This is a genomic window from Aequorivita lipolytica (assembly GCF_007997135.1).
In the GTDB taxonomy this organism is placed as follows: Bacteria; Bacteroidota; Bacteroidia; order Flavobacteriales; family Flavobacteriaceae; genus Aequorivita; species Aequorivita lipolytica.
On record NZ_VORU01000017.1, the window covers coordinates 1 to 15,876 of the forward strand.

Here is a 15,876-nt window from a genome sequence, read left to right on the forward strand (position 1 = left end):
TACTTTTTGTTCCATTTTAGTTTTTGCTTTCCAGACCATGATAAATTACTTTTTCATGTAATTTATGAATCTTAAAAGTGTAAACTATGTCCCTTTAACTTTGTAAAGGATGTCCCTTTACCGTACCATAATTGTAGGCAACGTTTAGTATATGAAAAGTAGGCGATTTCGAAACACGAAACTTTCGGTTAAGCACAAAGTTTGAAACGAGCCACAAGCATTGAATGCACTACTGTTTCGCCTATTTTTTATATACATTGTTAGCGGGTCGTTATTATTATTCATCATTGGTATATTCTAAAATGTCTCCTGGCTGGCAATCCAACACATCACAAATTGACTCCAATGTACTAAATCTGATTGCTTTTGCTTTTCCTGTCTTTAAAATAGAAAGGTTCGATAAAGTCAGCCCAACTTTTTCTGAAAGTTCATTCAGTGACATCTTCCGCTTTGCCATCATAACGTCTAAATTTACAATGATTGCCATAGCTTATACAGTTAAGTCGTTTTCGTTTTGTAATTCAATACCTTTCTTGAAAATGAAAGCAATTGCAAATAGTATTGCCGTCATTAGCAAGTACGCCCCACCGTCATTCCAATATCTTTCAACAATTCCAACATTATACCCTTTATCAGATAATTGGCTGACAATTTCTTGTGCTACGATGCTGATAATTGCGATTGAAAGAGTGTAATAAGTGATTTTTGTGATGATTCCACTTACATTCTCACTGAATGGCTTTGTTATGTTTAGTGTTTTGAAAAGCTTTAGTACAACAAAGAAGAGGTACGCTTTTAATGCTGAAATCGCTACAATTAGAGCAAATACCAACGTGTAGATTGACTTACTTTTTAAGTAGAGTTCTGAAAGGTCAAGCCCAAGATGAAGATTATGAGTTGCAATGGGTTTAAACAAACTGAAAACGTAGTTGAATATCAACGCACCCGTTTGGATGCAGTACCCGAAGAAAATCAGCCAACAAATGACCTGAATTCCTTTCCAAATGAAGTTGTTTCTTTTTGACATATCTTTTAATGAGTTAAAATCGATGTCGCAAAGATATTACTTATTTATTGAAAAACAATAAATATTTATTGATTTGTGAAATATATTTGCCGAATTACAGTAGTCAGCTATTATAATTGATTGATTATCTGATATTTAATTTTAGTTTGTAAGAGCAAAAAAAATGTTTTGTTTAGTACTGGTCTTTTTTTTGGAAGGGTTGTTTTTTTTCAATGCCCGCTAACATACAGATAAATACCATTATAGTATTTATTCCCCTTATATGTTTCAATATTAATAACCAAATATAACATAAATTCCCACTCACTTATCCATCATCTCCCTCAACAGCTCCCCATCTGCCCCGCCCGTAATTTTGTTTTTCTCTAATAGGCAGAACAGTAAAAGCAATTTCCAAATAGCACGAAAAAACCCCTTAAAATTTCAGAATTTGAAATTTTAAGGGGTCGGGCTTCAAATAAAGCGGTATTTAAAGTTTAGCTAAAATTACCACTTGTCTATTTGGTCCTTCAACTCTTCTTTGGTTTTACCCGTTTTCTCTTGAAGGCGGCCAAGTAACTCGTCAGATTTTCCTTCTGCGTACATAAGGTCATCATCGGTAACATCAGCATATTCTTGCTTAAATTTTCCTTTTACTTGGTTCCATTTTCCTTTAAATTGATCTTCGTTCATAGCTTTTTTATTTTAAGTTAATTAAATTGTTCTCTTTTGATTTCATAAAATTACACAGTATTTCACGGATTTCTGATAATGAAATACTAAAGAATGGCTCGATTTAGTTATAACTTTGCCAATGATTCTTAAAAACTGTTATTTTAAAAGTAACCCTATGAAGCATTTAATAATATTACTAACACTATTGCCATTTTTCACTTTCTGTGGCCAACAAAAAGAAAAGGAAGAAAATCAAGTAACTGAAACTGAAAGCGAAACAACCACAGCCAATTATAGCGCTACCTATTATCTAATCCGCCATGCCGAAAAGGTCCGTACAGACCCCAAAGACCAAGACCCGGGCTTGAGTATAGATGGTATGATGCGCGCCAAAAGATGGGCTTCCTATTTTGAACCTATTAAGATCGATGAAATCTATATTACTAGATATATGCGCACCAAGCAGACCATTTCGCTAATTGCGCAACAGAAACAGGTTTCGCCCAAACGCTACGATCCCAATACGGTTTATTCCGAAGATTTTTTGAAACAAACAAACGGCAAGACAGTACTTATTTCCGGACACAGCAACACCACACCGCAATTGGTTAACAAATTAATAGGCGAAGAAAAATTTAAGGAGATGGATGACAGTGATAATGCCACCTTATTTAAAGTAACCATTAACGGTAGCGACAAAAAAGTAGAAACAATCACGGTAGAATAGTTTAGTATTTAGAGGCCATTATTAAGTATTCATTCTTCATTATAAATTATTCATACTATTTTTGCACCTATGGCAATTCAGAAAAACGTAAAAATAAAGAACCGCAAGGCAAAGTTTGAGTACGAAATTATAGATACGTACACAGCAGGCATTGTGCTTAGGGGCACAGAGATAAAAGCCATTCGCGAGGGAAAAGCTTCTATTGCCGAAAGTTTTTGCGAGTTTAGCAATGGCGAACTGTTCGCCATAAACATGACAGTGCAGGAATACAGCCATGCCACTCATTATAACCACGCGCCAAAAAGCGAACGTAAACTTCTTTTAAATCGCAGTGAATTAAAAAAACTGGAGAAAGAAGTAAAAAATAGCGGCCTCACTATTATACCGTTAGTGCTCTTTACCAATAATAAAGGTTTGGCAAAAATAGACATCGCCCTTTGCCGCGGAAAAAAGGAATACGATAAGCGCGAAGCGATTAAAGATCGAGACTCCAAAAAACAGCTTAGTCGGATTAAGAAGGCGTTTAATAATTGACGCTGGTTGATGGATGAACGATGAAGTAGATTCCTAACGCTTCTTTAACAAATTCAAAATCTTTTTATTAGTATTTTGCGTTCATTAAAACTGTCCCCTCGAGTGCGGTCGAGAGGCTTATTATATCACAATTAACAATCAAAAGGTCTCGACTGCGCTCGACCGGACATTGTTCCATGCATTTTAAACTGATATTTGTCTTTCTTTTTATTTTTCTTTCAACAACTATTTCCGCGCAAATAGTGGGAAAAGTAACCGATACCAAAGGCCAACCCCTTCCCTACGTAAATATTTATCTTCAAAATAGCTACACAGGAACCACAACTAATGATGATGGAAATTACTCTTTAAGTGTTTCAGAAAAATCTGAATATAAAATTATTTTTCAGTTTTTGGGATATAAAACATTGAGCAAAACCGTTACGCCAACTTCTTTTCCATTTATTTTGAATGTTTCACTTGAAGAAGAAACCACTAGTCTTGATGAAGTAGTAGTAAACACTTCCGAAGACCCCGCATACAGCATAATACGCAAAACAATAGCCCAAAGAAAAGAAAACATTGAAAAACTTAGTGAATACACAGCAGATTTCTACTCACGCGGACTTTGGAAAGTAAAAGACGTACCTAAAAAAATAATGGGCCAAGAAGTGGGTGATTTTGATGGAATGCTTGATTCTACTCGTACCGGCATTGTTTATCTTTCAGAAACCATTTCAGAAATAGCGTATCAAAAACCTGATAATTTCACTGAAAAAATCATTGCCAGCAAAGTAAGCGGAAATGATAATGGTTTCAGTTTTAACAGTGCGCAGAGCGCAAATATTTCTTTTTATGAAAACACTATCGAGCTGAACGCAGCGCTTGTTTCTCCCATTGCAAATAATGCACTAAGCTATTACAATTATAAACTAGACGGTGTTTTTTATGAAGGTCCAAAGCTCATTAACAAAATAAAGGTAACCCCCAAACGCCCAAAAGATCGGGTTTGGAGCGGCTATATTTACATAGTTGAAGACGATTGGCAGCTATACGGGGCGGAGCTTTCTACAACCGGAGCGGCCATTCAAGTTCCTTTTGTTAGCAACTTAATGGTGAAACAGAATTATAAATATGACACCAATAATGATTTCTGGGTGAAAATCTCGCAGTCGGTAGATTTCGGCTTTGGCTTTTTAGGAATGGAGGGTGATGGCCGTTTTATAGCCGTTTACAGTAATTATGATTTTAAACCAACCTTCTCAAAAAGATCTTTTACCAATGAAGTGCTTTCCTTTAAACCAGAAGCAAACAAAAAAGACAGCCTATTTTGGAGAGGCAGCCGGCCCGTGCCCTTAACAGATGAAGAGTTAAAGGATTACATCAAGAAAGACAGCATTCAGATTCTACGTCGTTCTAAACCATACTTAGATTCGCTTGATACAAAATCAAACAAACCTGGAGTTTTGAGCATTTTAACTGGTTACACCTATAAAAATTCATTTAACAAATGGTCTGTAGGTTATGAAGGACCATTACCAAGCATCAATTTCAACACCGTGCAAGGCTGGAATAGCAAAGCAGGACTGACTTTTAATAAATGGTATGACGACAACCAAACCAATACGTTTTCTGCGGCGATACGAGCAGATTATGGCGTTTCGGAAGATAGACTTCGCTTTACGGCAGATATACTTCGGAATTTTAATTGGACAGACAAACTTAGATTATCCCTTTCGGGAGGAAGCAAAGTGGCCCAATTTAACGACACGGAGCCCATCTCTCCACTTATAAATACTTTTGCCACGCTTTTCTTTGAAAGAAACTATATGAAGCTATACGAGCTTAATTTCGGGCGGATAGGTTATAGCCAGGAAGTTTTTAATGGACTGCACCTGTATGCTGCTGTTGCTTACGAAAACCGAAAGCCACTTTTTAATTCTACCGATTACGTAACTATTCCATTTGACGATGTAAGTTACACAAGCAACAATCCACTGGCCCCAAACGATTTCAGCAATGCTGTGATTTCGGAACACAATATTGTAAAAAGTAAAGTTAGGGCGCGCATTAACTTTGCGCAAAAGTACTTTTCAAACCCCGATATGAAATTTAATATTGGCGATAGTAAATTTCCAGAACTTAACATTTCTGCGGAAAACGGTGCTGCTATTACTGAAAGCCAATATGATTACAATCAGTTTGAAGCCAGTTTAAACCAATCCATTTCCTTGGGAAACAAAGGACAATTTTATTATAATTTGAAAGGTGGAAGCTTCGCAAACGGCGACGGAATTTCATTTATAGATTACAAACATTTCAACGGAAACCAAACGCGGGTAGGCACTTCGCCAAACTATACCAATGTTTTCAATTTGATGCCGTATTACGATTTTAGCACTAACAAAAGTTATTTTGAGGGACATTTGGAACACGATTTCCGCGGCTGGATTTTAGGAAAAATCCCAGGAATTAATCAGTTGAACCTCAACCTAGTTGCGGGCGCTCATTTTTTAAGTACCGAAGAACGAAAACCATATTCCGAATTTTCCGTAGGTATAGATAATCTGGGCTTTGGTAAATTCAGATTGCTTCGCGTAGATTATGTTCGGTCTTATTACAACGGCGGCAGCGATGGGGCCTTTGTATTTGGTTTAAAATTCCTAGATCTTTTGGGTCTATAATAATAAATATTATGAAAACTATACTTAAATTATTACTTGTATTCACACTTTTTACAAGTTGCATCCCAATGCAGAAGGTTCCGAAAGACGCAAAGATGACGGACTTTTTCCACTTTCAAAAAGCGAAAGATTACGATGCATCCAAATGGGCAGTTTTCCTTCCCGGCACGGGCGGACTCAGAATTTTTAAAGACACGACCCATTATTACAACGTTGCTGAGAAACTAAACGCCGCAGATATTTCAGTTTTGTTGGTAGATAATGTTGCGGCATACAAAGCCTCCAAAAGAGATGTGACGGAAGAAGAGCCTGCGCAGATTCTTTGGATACTAGGAGAAGCTTTAAAATGGGCAAAACAGAATGGAAATATTAAACCAGATTCCGAAGGAAGTATCGTGGGTTGGTCGCGTGCTGGGCTGGGTTTGATTCCACTTGCAAATGATACTTCAGAACTGAAAAGGCTTAATATAAAATCTATCGCATTATTCTATCCTGCAAATGGTTACGAAATACAACTTGAGCCAAAAGTTCCAGTTCTTATAATGACTGGTGGAAAAGACAAAATTGTAAAAGTTGATGATATCCTGAAATATTTAATTGCTGAAAATGCAACAATTCAAGTTTATGATGACGCCTATCACGGCTATGATGTTGCAAGTTTGAAAAAAGGAAAATATTTCCGATTTATCCCCTTCATTAGTAAAAAACAGTACCTTTTAAAATATGACGAAGAAGCCGCGAAGGAATCTTTTGAGGAATTGATTAAGTTTTTGAAAAATAAATAAAAACTTTGTGAACTCTGTGCCTCTGTGGTTAAAAATTTACCACGGAGTCACAGAGAACACAGAGAAAAAATATTATGGCCATACCCTTCCCTATCATAATCACCGAGAGATTGAATCTCAGGAAAATACTACCAACTGATGCAGATAGGGTCTATTACTTCCGTTCAGATAAAGAGATTAATAAATATATAAATAGAGAACCGCAAACGAGAGAAACGGCAATTGCACATATTCAAAAAATCACCTCAGATTTAAGGACTGATAAATCTGTTAGTTGGGGAATTACCACAAAAGAATCTGATGTTTTAATTGGCTCAATTTGCCTTTGGAATTTTTCCGAAGACAAAAAAACCGCAGAGGTAGGTTACGATCTAGATCCAGAATTTCAAGGCAAGGGAATTATGAGCGAATCACTAAAAGCTGTTTTAGAATTCGGATTAAACCAAAGAGGTTTTGAAACCATCGAAGCCTATACGGATTATAGGAATTTACCTTCAAAAAAGCTATTAAAACATCATGGATTTATTCCAAGTAGAAATAAGAAAGATCCTGATAACCAAAATAATGAAGTGTATTATATAAACCGTTAATTCTTGTTCTCCAAAAGAGGAACAAACCGAAACTCACCGTACTCCTCCTTTTCAAATTCGGTGTCAGATTTGCGTAAAAAGACGGTCATAATCTGTGTATTTTCACCTACGGGAATTACCAATTTTCCTCCAACTTTTAATTGCGCCAGTAACGGGTTCGGAACAAAAGGCGCTCCGGCGGTTACAATAATTCCGTCAAAGGGAGCTTCTTCTTCTAGCCCAATATAGCCGTCGCCAAAAATTAATCTTTTCGGCTTGTAACCGAGTTTGGGAAGAAAGAGTTTTGTTTTTTTGAAAAGTTCGTTTTGCCTTTCAATGGTAAAAAGTGTTGCGCCAATTTCTAAAAGTACGGCAGCTTGGTAGCCACTCCCCGTTCCTATTTCAAGAATTTTATCGCCTTTTTTTACACTTAAAAGTTCCGTTTGGCGGGCAACGGTATAGGGCTGCGAAATGGTTTGGTCCGCCGCAATCGGAAATGCCTTATCTACGTAAGCATGCCCCACAAATCCAGAATCCATAAAAAGATGACGTGGAATCTTGCCAATAGCTTTTAGAACGGCTTCATCAACAATCCCTTTCTTTTTAAGGGTTTCGACCAGTTTTTTGCGCATTCCTTGGTGAGTAAATGTATCTTTCACTTTAATAAATATTAGTCCCGATAGCTATCGGGAAAGATGTGAGATATTAGACTTCACAAAGTAACCAATTTTGACGGTGAAGCAAAAAATTTCAAATAGCAAATTCCAAATAAATTACAAACCCCGAATTTCAACATTTAAACCCTTAAACTTTTAAACTCATAAACACATAAACTTTTAAACTCATAAACACATAAACTTTTAAACTTCCCACGAAACCCGTACATTTGTGAAAAACACACGCCAATGTTAAAAGCGGGAGTTCTGGGTGCTGGGCACTTAGGAAAAATACACTTGAAATTGCTGCAACAATCCACAAAATACGAACTTGTGGGTTTCTTCGACGCCAGCAAAGAAGCTTCGGAAAAAATAGAATCTGAATTCGGTTACAAAAGTTTTCCATCCATGGAAAGCCTTATTGATGCCAGCGAAATGGTCGTGGTGGTTACACCTACCAGCAAGCACTTTGAGTGTGCCGAAAAAGTAATTAATGCCGGGAAGCATCTCTTTATTGAAAAACCAATCACACAAACTGTGGCTGAAGCCGAACAAATTCGTGACTTGGCAAAACTTAAAAAGGTTCGCGGGCAAGTTGGGCAGGTTGAACGTTTCAATCCTGCATTTATGGCTATTAAAGACAAAATTGACAACCCAATGTTTATTGAAACGCACCGTTTGGCTGAGTTTAATCCGCGCGGGACAGATGTTTCTGTGGTTCTTGATTTAATGATCCACGATATAGATGCAATTTTGAGCGTTGTAAAAAGTCCGGTGAAAGCTGTGAGCGCCAGCGGAGTTTCCGTTATAAGTGAAACACCAGATATTGCGAATGCACGCATTGAATTTGAAAACGGTTGTGTAGCTAATTTAACCGCAAGCCGTATTTCACTTAAAAAAATGCGCAAAGCTCGCTTCTTTCAGCGTGATGCCTACATTTCGGTAGATTTTCTGGAGAAGAAATGTGAAGTGGTAAAAATGAAAAATGCACCCACGGAAATTGACGATTTCGCAATGGTATTAACCAATGCCGAAGGAATTAAAAAACAAATCTATTTCGAAAATCCGAAGATTGAAAATAACAACGCTATACTTGACGAGCTGGAAAGTTTTTACGAAGCCATAAAAGCAGACAGAACTCCGGAAGTTTCCCTTCAACAGGGCACTGAGGCTCTTCGGGTAGCAATGATGATAATTGAAAATTTCAAAAAAATATAAATGTTTGATGTCGGAAGACTGATGAAAAATATCGTAAATCTAAAATCGTAAATCGTAAATGAAGAACATAGCAGTAATAGGTGCAGGAACAATGGGCAATGGAATAGCCCATACCTTTGCACAATTTGATTATAAAGTACAGTTGATTGATGTACACCAAACATCACTTGACAAAGGAATAGCGACCATCACCAAAAATTTAGACAGGATGGTTGCCAAAGAATCCATCACTGAAGAAGATAAACAGCGAACGCTTAAAAACATAACCACTTATACCAATCTTGAAGAAGGTGTGGAATATGCAGGTTTGGTAGTTGAAGCAGCAACGGAAAACGTAGATCTGAAGCTAAAAATTTTCCGTGACTTAGATAAATTTTGTCCGGACGATACTATTTTGGCAAGCAATACTTCTTCCATTTCTATCACTCAAATTGCTTCTGTAACATCACGCCCCGGAATGGTTATCGGGATGCACTTTATGAATCCTGTGCCAATTATGAAATTGGTTGAAATCATTAAAGGATACAGCACCAGCCAAGAAACTTTCAAAATAGTTGAAGAACTTTCAAAAAAATTGAATAAAGTTCCAATGGAAGTAAATGATTACCCAGGCTTTGTTGCAAACCGCATTTTGATGCCCATGATAAACGAAGCCATTGAAACGCTTTACAACGGCGTTGCAGGGGTTAAAGAAATTGATACCGTGATGATGCTAGGGATGGCACACCCAATGGGTCCTTTAGCTTTAGCAGATTTTATTGGTCTTGATGTATGTCTTTCTATTTTGAAAGTGATGCACGAAGGTTTCAAAAATCCAAAATATGCACCTTGCCCATTGCTAGTGAATATGGTTATGGCTGGAAAGTTAGGTTCAAAAAGTGGTGAAGGTTTTTACGATTATAGCCAAAACCGAAAAGCGGAAGATGTTTCTTCGCAGTTTGGAAAGTGATTTTAAACCACAATGGGCGCAAAGCTTTACGCAAAGGCCACAAAGTAAAACTTATTCGGCGGGTAGGCTCATAAACTTCTAAACTCATAAACGCTTAAACTTAAAAAATGGCAAAAATTATCCCCTTTAAAGCCGTCCGCCCTACGCGGGACAAAGTGAGTTTGCTCGCTGCACGATCGTATGATAGTTATACGGCAATGCAGGTAGAATCGCGCTTGCGGGATAATCCGTTTTCTTTTTTACATATTGTAAATCCAGGCTACAAATACCAAAAGGAAATTTCAGGCGAAGAACGTTATGGGCTCGTGAAAAATCGCTATCAGGAATTTAAGGAGGACGGAATTTTTATGCAGGACGAAAAACCTTCGTTCTATATTTATAAAATTGTAAACCGTGACGGACTCGAATTTAACGGTATTGTTGGCGCGGCGAGTGTTCAGGATTATGCCGATGACGTAATAAAAAAGCACGAAGATACGCTGGAGTTTCGTGAAATAATTTTCAAGGAATACCTTAAAACTGTAGGTTTCAACGCTGAAGCCGTACTCCTCACCTATCCCGACAATCCAGAACTGGAAGCCATTATTGGCAAAGTAATGCAAAGTCGCGCGGAGTATGAATTCACAACAACATATAGAGACACACATTATCTTTGGAACGTTGATGATGCAAAATTACTGGAAAAAATTCAAAAGATTTACAGTAAAATGCCAGCTTTATATATTGCCGACGGCCATCACCGCTCTGCTTCTTCGTATTTATTGGCTAAAGATTTAAAGGAAGAAAATCCGCATCACAAGGGCGATGAGGCTTATAACTATTTTATGAGCTTCTTAATTCCTGAAAGTGATTTAAAAATCTATGAATTTAACCGTCTGGTAAAGGACCTTAATGGTTTGAAGAAAGAAGAGTTTTTAATTAAACTGGATGAAAATTTCAGAATTGAAAATAGAGGGATGGAGTATTACAAACCTTCTAAAAAACATCATTTCAGCATGTATTTGGATGGCGAATTTTATTCACTTTACCTTCGGAAGAGCAAGTATGAAATCAAAAATGCACTCGATGCCTTGGATACACAGATTTTATACGTCACCATTTTGAAGCCTCTTCTCGGGATTGAAGATTTACGAAACGACCAACGTATAGATTATTCCCACGGAAAAAAAGATTTAGCATACGTAAAAACCGTCGTGGATTCAGGGACTTTTGCCGTTGGTTTTGGTTTGCTCTCCGTAACTACGGAAGAGATAAAAATGATCGCGGACGAAGGTTTAAAAATGCCACCGAAAAGTACATATATTGAGCCGAAGCTTAGAAGTGGCGTTACTATTTATGAGTTCTGAAAATAGAAGAAAGAGAAAAGAATAAAGAGAAAAGAAAATGACAATTTCAGAAAATTTAAAGAATTTCAAAAACGAATTGCCGGACAACGTTACACTGGTAGCGGTTTCCAAAACCAAACCTGTAAGCGATTTGATGGAAGCTTACAATGCGGGACAACGTGTTTTTGGCGAAAATAAAATTCAGGAAATGGAATCCAAATGGCAGGAAATGCCAAAGGATATAGAGTGGCATATGATTGGCCACGTACAGCGAAACAAAGTAAAATACATGGCTCCGTTTGTGAATTTAATTCACGCCGTTGACAGTTTCAAACTTTTGAAAGAAATTGATAAAGAAGCTGAAAAAAACGAACGCACTATTGCGTGCTTGCTTCAAATTAAAATAGCAGAAGAAGACAGCAAATTCGGGATGGATGAAGCTGATGCAGCCTCGCTCCTTTCTTCCGAAGAATTTAAAAAACTTCAAAATGTGGAAGTAATTGGGTTGATGGGCATGGCAACATTTACCGATGATGAAAAGCAGGTTTCTGAAGAATTTCAGAAGTTGAAAAAAATATATGATAAATTCAGAATTCAAGCCGGACAATTTTCGGGATCAGAATTTAAAGTTCTCAGTATGGGAATGAGTGGCGATTATAAGCTTGCAATTGAAAACGGAAGCAATATGATACGCGTGGGAAGTGCAATTTTTGGAGAACGTAATTAGACGTAGGCACGCGATTAATCGCGCGCGTACTTTAACGATTCAATCATTTCAATAAAAATTAAAAATAGAGAATAGTCAATAAAACGAATGTACGCAATTTTAGACATAGAGACAACGGGCGGGAAATACAATGAGGAAGGAATTACCGAAATTGCAATTTACAGGTTTGACGGCCACAAAGTGGTTGACCAATTTTCAAGTTTGGTCAATCCCGAAAAACCTATTCAACCCTTTGTTGTAAACTTGACGGGGATTAATAATGAAATGCTTAGGCATGCACCTAAGTTTTATGAGGTTGCAAAACGCATCATCGAGATAACAGATGGTTGCATAATGGTCGCGCACAACGCACTTTTTGACAATAGAATACTTACAACAGAGTTTGACCGGCTTGGCTATCAATATGAAAAAGAAACCCTTTGTACGGTAGAGCTTGCAAAAAAGCTGATACCTAATATGCCCTCGTACAGTTTGGGGAAATTGGTTCGGTCTTTGGGAATCCCACTAAGCGATCGCCACCGCGCGCAGGGCGATGCAAAGGCTACCGTTGCACTTTTTAAAATGCTTTTAGCAAAAGATACTTCAAAAGAAATAATTACTGAAACGCTTCGGAAAGATCCAAAACGGCAACTAACACCAAAATTATTGGATATTATTGAAAACACTCCTTCCGAAACTGGCGTTTATTATATGCATAACGAAGAAGGAAAAGTAATTTATATCGGAAAAAGTAGAAATATTAAAAAGCGGTTGACGCAACATTTCACTAATGATAACCGGAAATCAAAAAGAATTCAGCTTGAAGTAAAATCGGTTACTTTTGAAAAGACCGGCAACGAACTTATTGCCCTGCTGAAAGAAAGCGAGGAAATAAAACAGAACAAACCGGTTTACAACCGTGGACTTCGTCAAACACTTTTCACGCATCAACTTACTTCCATTGTGGACGAAAAAGGCTACATAAATCTAACGATTGAAAAAGCCGACGGAAGAAAAAAAGCGATTACAACATTTAGTAATTATCAACAGGCCAAGACTTCACTCTTCAAAATAACTGAAGAAAACCAGCTGTGCCAAAAGCTAACAGGACTTTACGATGGCGGAAAGGCCTGCTTTAATTACACAATTAAAGAATGTTATGGAGCTTGCGTTGGCAAAGAGGCAGTTGAAGAATATAACAATCGTGTTCAAGCATTTTTGGAGCGGTATAGTTACGAAAATCAAAATATGCTCATAATAGATCGCGGTCGCGAAATTGAGGAACGCTCTGTTATTTTGATTGAAAATGGTATTTACAAAGGGTATGGTTTTTATAATCTGAATTATCAAATCAATAATCCCGAAATTCTAAAGTCTATTATTAACCCAATGCAAAACAATCGGGATGCTCAGCACATCATTCAAAATTATCTTCGGAAGAATAAAGTGCTTAAAACAGTAAACCTTTCTGCAGATGCAATTAAATAGGTTAACATTTCTTAAATTAGACTTTCAAAATATGTTATATTGAAACCACAGAATAAAAAATCCTGGCGCTATATACTTCACGAGATAATCTATGAGGCAGATACGCCCATGGGAAAACTTTTTGATGTAGTTCTGCTCTTTCTTATTGTATTAAGTGTGGTACTGGTAATGCTGGAAAGTGTAAAATGGATTGATATAAAATATCACGACATTCTCTATTTTTGTGAATGGGTTATCACCATATTTTTTACTATTGAATATATAGCTAGAATAATAACCGTTAAAAAACCGACCAGCTACATTTTTAGTTTTTACGGAATTATAGATTTTCTATCAACAATACCATTATACTTATCAATAATTCTCGCAGGAAGCAACTATCTTTTAGCAGTTAGGGCATTGCGATTACTCAGGGTTTTTAGAATTCTAAAAATAACACGTTATGTAGGCGAATCTAACAAACTGGCAAAAGCACTTAGAGACAGCAGGGCCAAAATTTTAGTTTTCCTTTTTGCTGTTTTAATTATTTCAATAATTGCTGGTACATTAATGTATTTAATTGAAGGAGAGGAAAGCGGTTTTGTAAGTATCCCAGTAAGCGTGTATTGGTGTATTGTTACATTAACAACGGTAGGTTTTGGCGACATTGCTCCCGTTACTCCACTTGGCCAGCTTTTAGCTGCATTAATAATGATTATGGGTTATGGTATTATTGCCGTGCCTACCGGAATTGTTAGCGCGGAGTACACTAAAAGTATGGGCAAACAAGATGTTTTAGGAAAAGACTACGTACACGTAAACACTCAAGATTGTAGAAATTGTGGCGCCCGAAAACATAGGGATGACGCAAAATTTTGCCATAAATGTGGAAACGAGCTACATCCGGGAATTAATCCTGAAACTTAATGCTATCGCAAAAACCATTACTTATTTGTGTGGTTGGCCCTACCGCAATTGGCAAAACTGCATTAGCCATAAAACTTGCCAAAACTTTCTCAGCGGAAGTATTATCTGCAGATTCCAGACAGTTTTATAAAGAAATGCACATTGGCACCGCAGTTCCTTCAAAGGATGAAGTGGAAGCTGTGCCTCATCATTTCATCCAAAACAAAAGTATTTTTGAAGGATATTCCGTTGGCGATTTTGAAAGAGATGCGATTGCTTTATTAAAAATTCTTTTTGAAAAAAACAAGGTGGTTATAATGGTTGGCGGTTCCGGACTTTATGTAGATGCTGTTGTGAAAGGGTTGGATGTTTTTCCAAATGTTTCTTCTGAAATTAGAGCGCAATTGAATGCTGAACTAGATGAAAAGGGCATCGAAACGCTTCAAAATGAATTAAAAAACGTGGATTCTTCCTATTTCGAAAAAGTTGATATTCAGAATCCGCATCGTTTAATAAGAGCTTTGGAAATTTATCGGGCAACTGGAAAACCTTATTCATCTTTTTTAAATAAAGAATCTGCAAAGAGAGATTTTGAAACACTGTTTATCGGTTTGAATGCTGAAAGAGAAATAATCTATAACCGAATTAATCTTCGTGTGGATAAAATGGTGGATGCCGGATTGATAGACGAAGCAAAAACATTGCTTCCGCATAAAAACAGGAACGCACTGCAAACAGTGGGCTACCGGGAGCTTTTTGAATATTTTGAAGGAAATATATCAAAGGAAGAAGCGATTTCAGAAGTTAAAAAAAACACACGCCGGTTTGCAAAGCGTCAAAACACATGGTTCAAAAAAAACGAAGCTATCCATTGGTTTGATTACAAAACTGACACTTCACAAATCATATCTTTTATAAAAGAAAAAAACGCCCTTTAGAGGCGTTTTTTTACACATATCTTAATGCTAAACTTTTAATTTTCAACTTCGCTTTTCACAACTAAGCGGAAACCTTCGCCATGAATGTTAACTATCTCCACACCGTCGTCTTTGCTCAGGTATTTTCGAAGTTTCGCAATGTAAACGTCCATGCTTCTAGATGTGAAGTAATTGTCATCTCTCCAAATTTTGGTTAGTGCAAGTTCACGCGGCATTAAATCGTTCTTGTGAAGTGCCAAAAGGCGCAATAACTCGTTCTCTTTAGGAGACAATTTGATTGGGGTCTCTTTATTGAAGGTCAAAAACCTCAATTTGGAATTCAAATGGAAATTACCAACTTGAAACTCAAATTGCTTACTATCCGCAATAGAATCAGTTGCTTTCCTTTGTATGATGGCTTTAATTTTCATCAAAAGCACTTCGCTATCAAAAGGTTTATTTAGGTAATCATCTGCACCTACTTTATAACCTTTCAGCACATCCTCTTTCATCGCTTTGGCGGTCAGAAAAATGATTGGCACGTCTTCGTTTTTCTCACGAATTTCCTTTGCCAAAGTGAAGCCGTCTTTATAAGGCATCATCACATCAAGTATGCAAAGATCGAAATCGTCTTTTTTAAATTTTTCAAAACCTTCCATCCCGTTTTTAGCGTGTGTAACGTTATAATCGTTCATGGCAAGGTAGTCTTTTAATACTGTCCCAAAGTTGGGATCATCTTCTACAAGAAGGATTTTTTTGTTTTCTGTTTCCAT

Annotated in this window: 17 protein-coding genes; 12 read left to right on the forward strand and 5 right to left on the reverse strand. The window is 37.1% G+C overall.

The window, feature by feature from the left end; translation table 11 throughout:
- Nucleotides 1–277 precede the first annotated feature (277 nt).
- The 3 genes from ESV24_RS14155 to ESV24_RS14165 form a co-directional block, all read right to left on the reverse strand.
- Entirely contained in the window at nt 278–487 is a 210-nt protein-coding gene (locus tag ESV24_RS14155) for a helix-turn-helix domain-containing protein (RefSeq protein WP_006988397.1), read from the reverse strand.
- Nucleotides 488–490: 3 nt separating this feature from the next.
- Nucleotides 491–1,027: a DUF2975 domain-containing protein gene (locus ESV24_RS14160; RefSeq protein ID WP_111816290.1), complete on the reverse strand. Its 537-nt coding sequence runs from the start codon at nt 1,025–1,027 to the stop codon at nt 491–493.
- Between the two features lie 486 nt (nt 1,028–1,513).
- Nucleotides 1,514–1,699 carry a CsbD family protein gene (locus ESV24_RS14165; protein WP_111816289.1) on the reverse strand — a complete coding sequence of 62 codons (186 nt, stop codon included), beginning with the start codon at nt 1,697–1,699 and terminating at the stop codon, nt 1,514–1,516.
- Between the two features lie 157 nt (nt 1,700–1,856).
- Between ESV24_RS14165 and ESV24_RS14170 the strand changes: the two genes are divergently transcribed.
- From ESV24_RS14170 to ESV24_RS14190, 5 genes are all read left to right on the forward strand, one after another.
- A complete protein-coding gene (locus tag ESV24_RS14170; RefSeq protein WP_111816288.1) occupies nt 1,857–2,408 on the forward strand; it encodes a SixA phosphatase family protein in 552 nt (183 codons plus the stop codon).
- Between the two features lie 69 nt (nt 2,409–2,477).
- Entirely contained in the window at nt 2,478–2,942 is a 465-nt protein-coding gene (gene smpB, locus ESV24_RS14175) for an SsrA-binding protein SmpB (protein WP_111816287.1), read from the forward strand.
- Nucleotides 2,943–3,184: 242 nt separating this feature from the next.
- Nucleotides 3,185–5,605: a DUF5686 and carboxypeptidase regulatory-like domain-containing protein gene (locus tag ESV24_RS14180; RefSeq protein ID WP_317046802.1), complete on the forward strand. Its 2,421-nt coding sequence runs from the start codon at nt 3,185–3,187 to the stop codon at nt 5,603–5,605.
- A gap of 11 nt (nt 5,606–5,616) precedes the next feature.
- The gene (locus tag ESV24_RS14185) at nt 5,617–6,390 is read left to right on the forward strand and encodes a dienelactone hydrolase family protein (protein ID WP_111816285.1); all 774 of its coding nucleotides are present in this window, start codon (nt 5,617–5,619) and stop codon (nt 6,388–6,390) included.
- 74 nt (nt 6,391–6,464) lie between these two features.
- The gene (locus tag ESV24_RS14190; RefSeq protein WP_111816284.1) at nt 6,465–6,980 is read left to right on the forward strand and encodes a GNAT family N-acetyltransferase; all 516 of its coding nucleotides are present in this window, start codon (nt 6,465–6,467) and stop codon (nt 6,978–6,980) included.
- Here ESV24_RS14190 and ESV24_RS14195 read toward each other — a convergent pair.
- On the reverse strand, nt 6,977–7,618 hold the full coding sequence (locus ESV24_RS14195; RefSeq protein WP_111816283.1) for a protein-L-isoaspartate(D-aspartate) O-methyltransferase: 642 nt from the start codon (nt 7,616–7,618) through the stop codon (nt 6,977–6,979). The two genes, ESV24_RS14190 and ESV24_RS14195, sit on opposite strands and share 4 nt — an antisense overlap.
- Before the next feature lie 246 nt (nt 7,619–7,864).
- Here ESV24_RS14195 and ESV24_RS14200 point away from each other — a divergent pair, with 246 nt between their 5' ends.
- The 7 genes from ESV24_RS14200 to miaA all read left to right on the forward strand — a co-directional run bounded on the left by ESV24_RS14200 (nt 7,865) and on the right by miaA (nt 15,124).
- A complete protein-coding gene (locus tag ESV24_RS14200; protein WP_111816282.1) occupies nt 7,865–8,833 on the forward strand; it encodes a Gfo/Idh/MocA family protein in 969 nt (322 codons plus the stop codon).
- 58 nt (nt 8,834–8,891) lie between these two features.
- Nucleotides 8,892–9,782: a 3-hydroxybutyryl-CoA dehydrogenase gene (locus ESV24_RS14205; protein ID WP_111816281.1), complete on the forward strand. Its 891-nt coding sequence runs from the start codon at nt 8,892–8,894 to the stop codon at nt 9,780–9,782.
- Nucleotides 9,783–9,889: 107 nt separating this feature from the next.
- Nucleotides 9,890–11,128, forward strand: a complete 1,239-nt coding sequence (locus tag ESV24_RS14210; protein WP_111816280.1) for a DUF1015 domain-containing protein — start codon at nt 9,890–9,892, stop codon at nt 11,126–11,128.
- Between the two features lie 37 nt (nt 11,129–11,165).
- Entirely contained in the window at nt 11,166–11,834 is a 669-nt protein-coding gene (locus ESV24_RS14215) for a YggS family pyridoxal phosphate-dependent enzyme (protein WP_111816279.1), read from the forward strand.
- A gap of 87 nt (nt 11,835–11,921) precedes the next feature.
- Entirely contained in the window at nt 11,922–13,301 is a 1,380-nt protein-coding gene (locus tag ESV24_RS14220) for an exonuclease domain-containing protein (RefSeq protein WP_111816278.1), read from the forward strand.
- 39 nt (nt 13,302–13,340) lie between these two features.
- Nucleotides 13,341–14,207 carry an ion transporter gene (locus ESV24_RS14225; protein WP_111816277.1) on the forward strand — a complete coding sequence of 289 codons (867 nt, stop codon included), beginning with the start codon at nt 13,341–13,343 and terminating at the stop codon, nt 14,205–14,207.
- Nucleotides 14,207–15,124 (forward strand): tRNA (adenosine(37)-N6)-dimethylallyltransferase MiaA, encoded by a 918-nt coding sequence (gene miaA / locus ESV24_RS14230; RefSeq protein WP_111816276.1) that lies wholly within the window; start codon nt 14,207–14,209, stop codon nt 15,122–15,124. The genes ESV24_RS14225 and miaA overlap by 1 nt, the downstream gene beginning before the upstream one ends.
- Before the next feature lie 35 nt (nt 15,125–15,159).
- Here miaA and ESV24_RS14235 read toward each other — a convergent pair whose 3' ends face one another.
- Nucleotides 15,160–15,876 carry a response regulator transcription factor gene (locus tag ESV24_RS14235; RefSeq protein WP_111816275.1) on the reverse strand — a complete coding sequence of 239 codons (717 nt, stop codon included), beginning with the start codon at nt 15,874–15,876 and terminating at the stop codon, nt 15,160–15,162.

What these genes read in the sequence shown, in the direction of transcription:
- smpB (WP_111816287.1), top strand. Translation starts at nt 2,478, where the DNA reads ATGGCAATTCAGAAAAACGTAAAAATAAAGAACCGCAAGGCAAAGTTT.
- ESV24_RS14160 (WP_111816290.1), bottom strand. Translation starts at nt 1,027, where the DNA reads ATGTCAAAAAGAAACAACTTCATTTGGAAAGGAATTCAGGTCATTTGT.
- ESV24_RS14205 (WP_111816281.1), top strand. Translation starts at nt 8,892, where the DNA reads ATGAAGAACATAGCAGTAATAGGTGCAGGAACAATGGGCAATGGAATA.
- ESV24_RS14170 (WP_111816288.1), top strand. Translation starts at nt 1,857, where the DNA reads ATGAAGCATTTAATAATATTACTAACACTATTGCCATTTTTCACTTTC.
- ESV24_RS14220 (WP_111816278.1), top strand. Translation starts at nt 11,922, where the DNA reads ATGTACGCAATTTTAGACATAGAGACAACGGGCGGGAAATACAATGAG.
- ESV24_RS14235 (WP_111816275.1), bottom strand. Translation starts at nt 15,876, where the DNA reads ATGGAAACAGAAAACAAAAAAATCCTTCTTGTAGAAGATGATCCCAAC.
- miaA (WP_111816276.1), top strand. Translation starts at nt 14,207, where the DNA reads ATGCTATCGCAAAAACCATTACTTATTTGTGTGGTTGGCCCTACCGCA.
- ESV24_RS14215 (WP_111816279.1), top strand. Translation starts at nt 11,166, where the DNA reads ATGACAATTTCAGAAAATTTAAAGAATTTCAAAAACGAATTGCCGGAC.
- ESV24_RS14200 (WP_111816282.1), top strand. Translation starts at nt 7,865, where the DNA reads ATGTTAAAAGCGGGAGTTCTGGGTGCTGGGCACTTAGGAAAAATACAC.
- ESV24_RS14155 (WP_006988397.1), bottom strand. Translation starts at nt 487, where the DNA reads ATGGCAATCATTGTAAATTTAGACGTTATGATGGCAAAGCGGAAGATG.
- ESV24_RS14165 (WP_111816289.1), bottom strand. Translation starts at nt 1,699, where the DNA reads ATGAACGAAGATCAATTTAAAGGAAAATGGAACCAAGTAAAAGGAAAA.
- ESV24_RS14190 (WP_111816284.1), top strand. Translation starts at nt 6,465, where the DNA reads ATGGCCATACCCTTCCCTATCATAATCACCGAGAGATTGAATCTCAGG.
- ESV24_RS14210 (WP_111816280.1), top strand. Translation starts at nt 9,890, where the DNA reads ATGGCAAAAATTATCCCCTTTAAAGCCGTCCGCCCTACGCGGGACAAA.
- ESV24_RS14185 (WP_111816285.1), top strand. Translation starts at nt 5,617, where the DNA reads ATGAAAACTATACTTAAATTATTACTTGTATTCACACTTTTTACAAGT.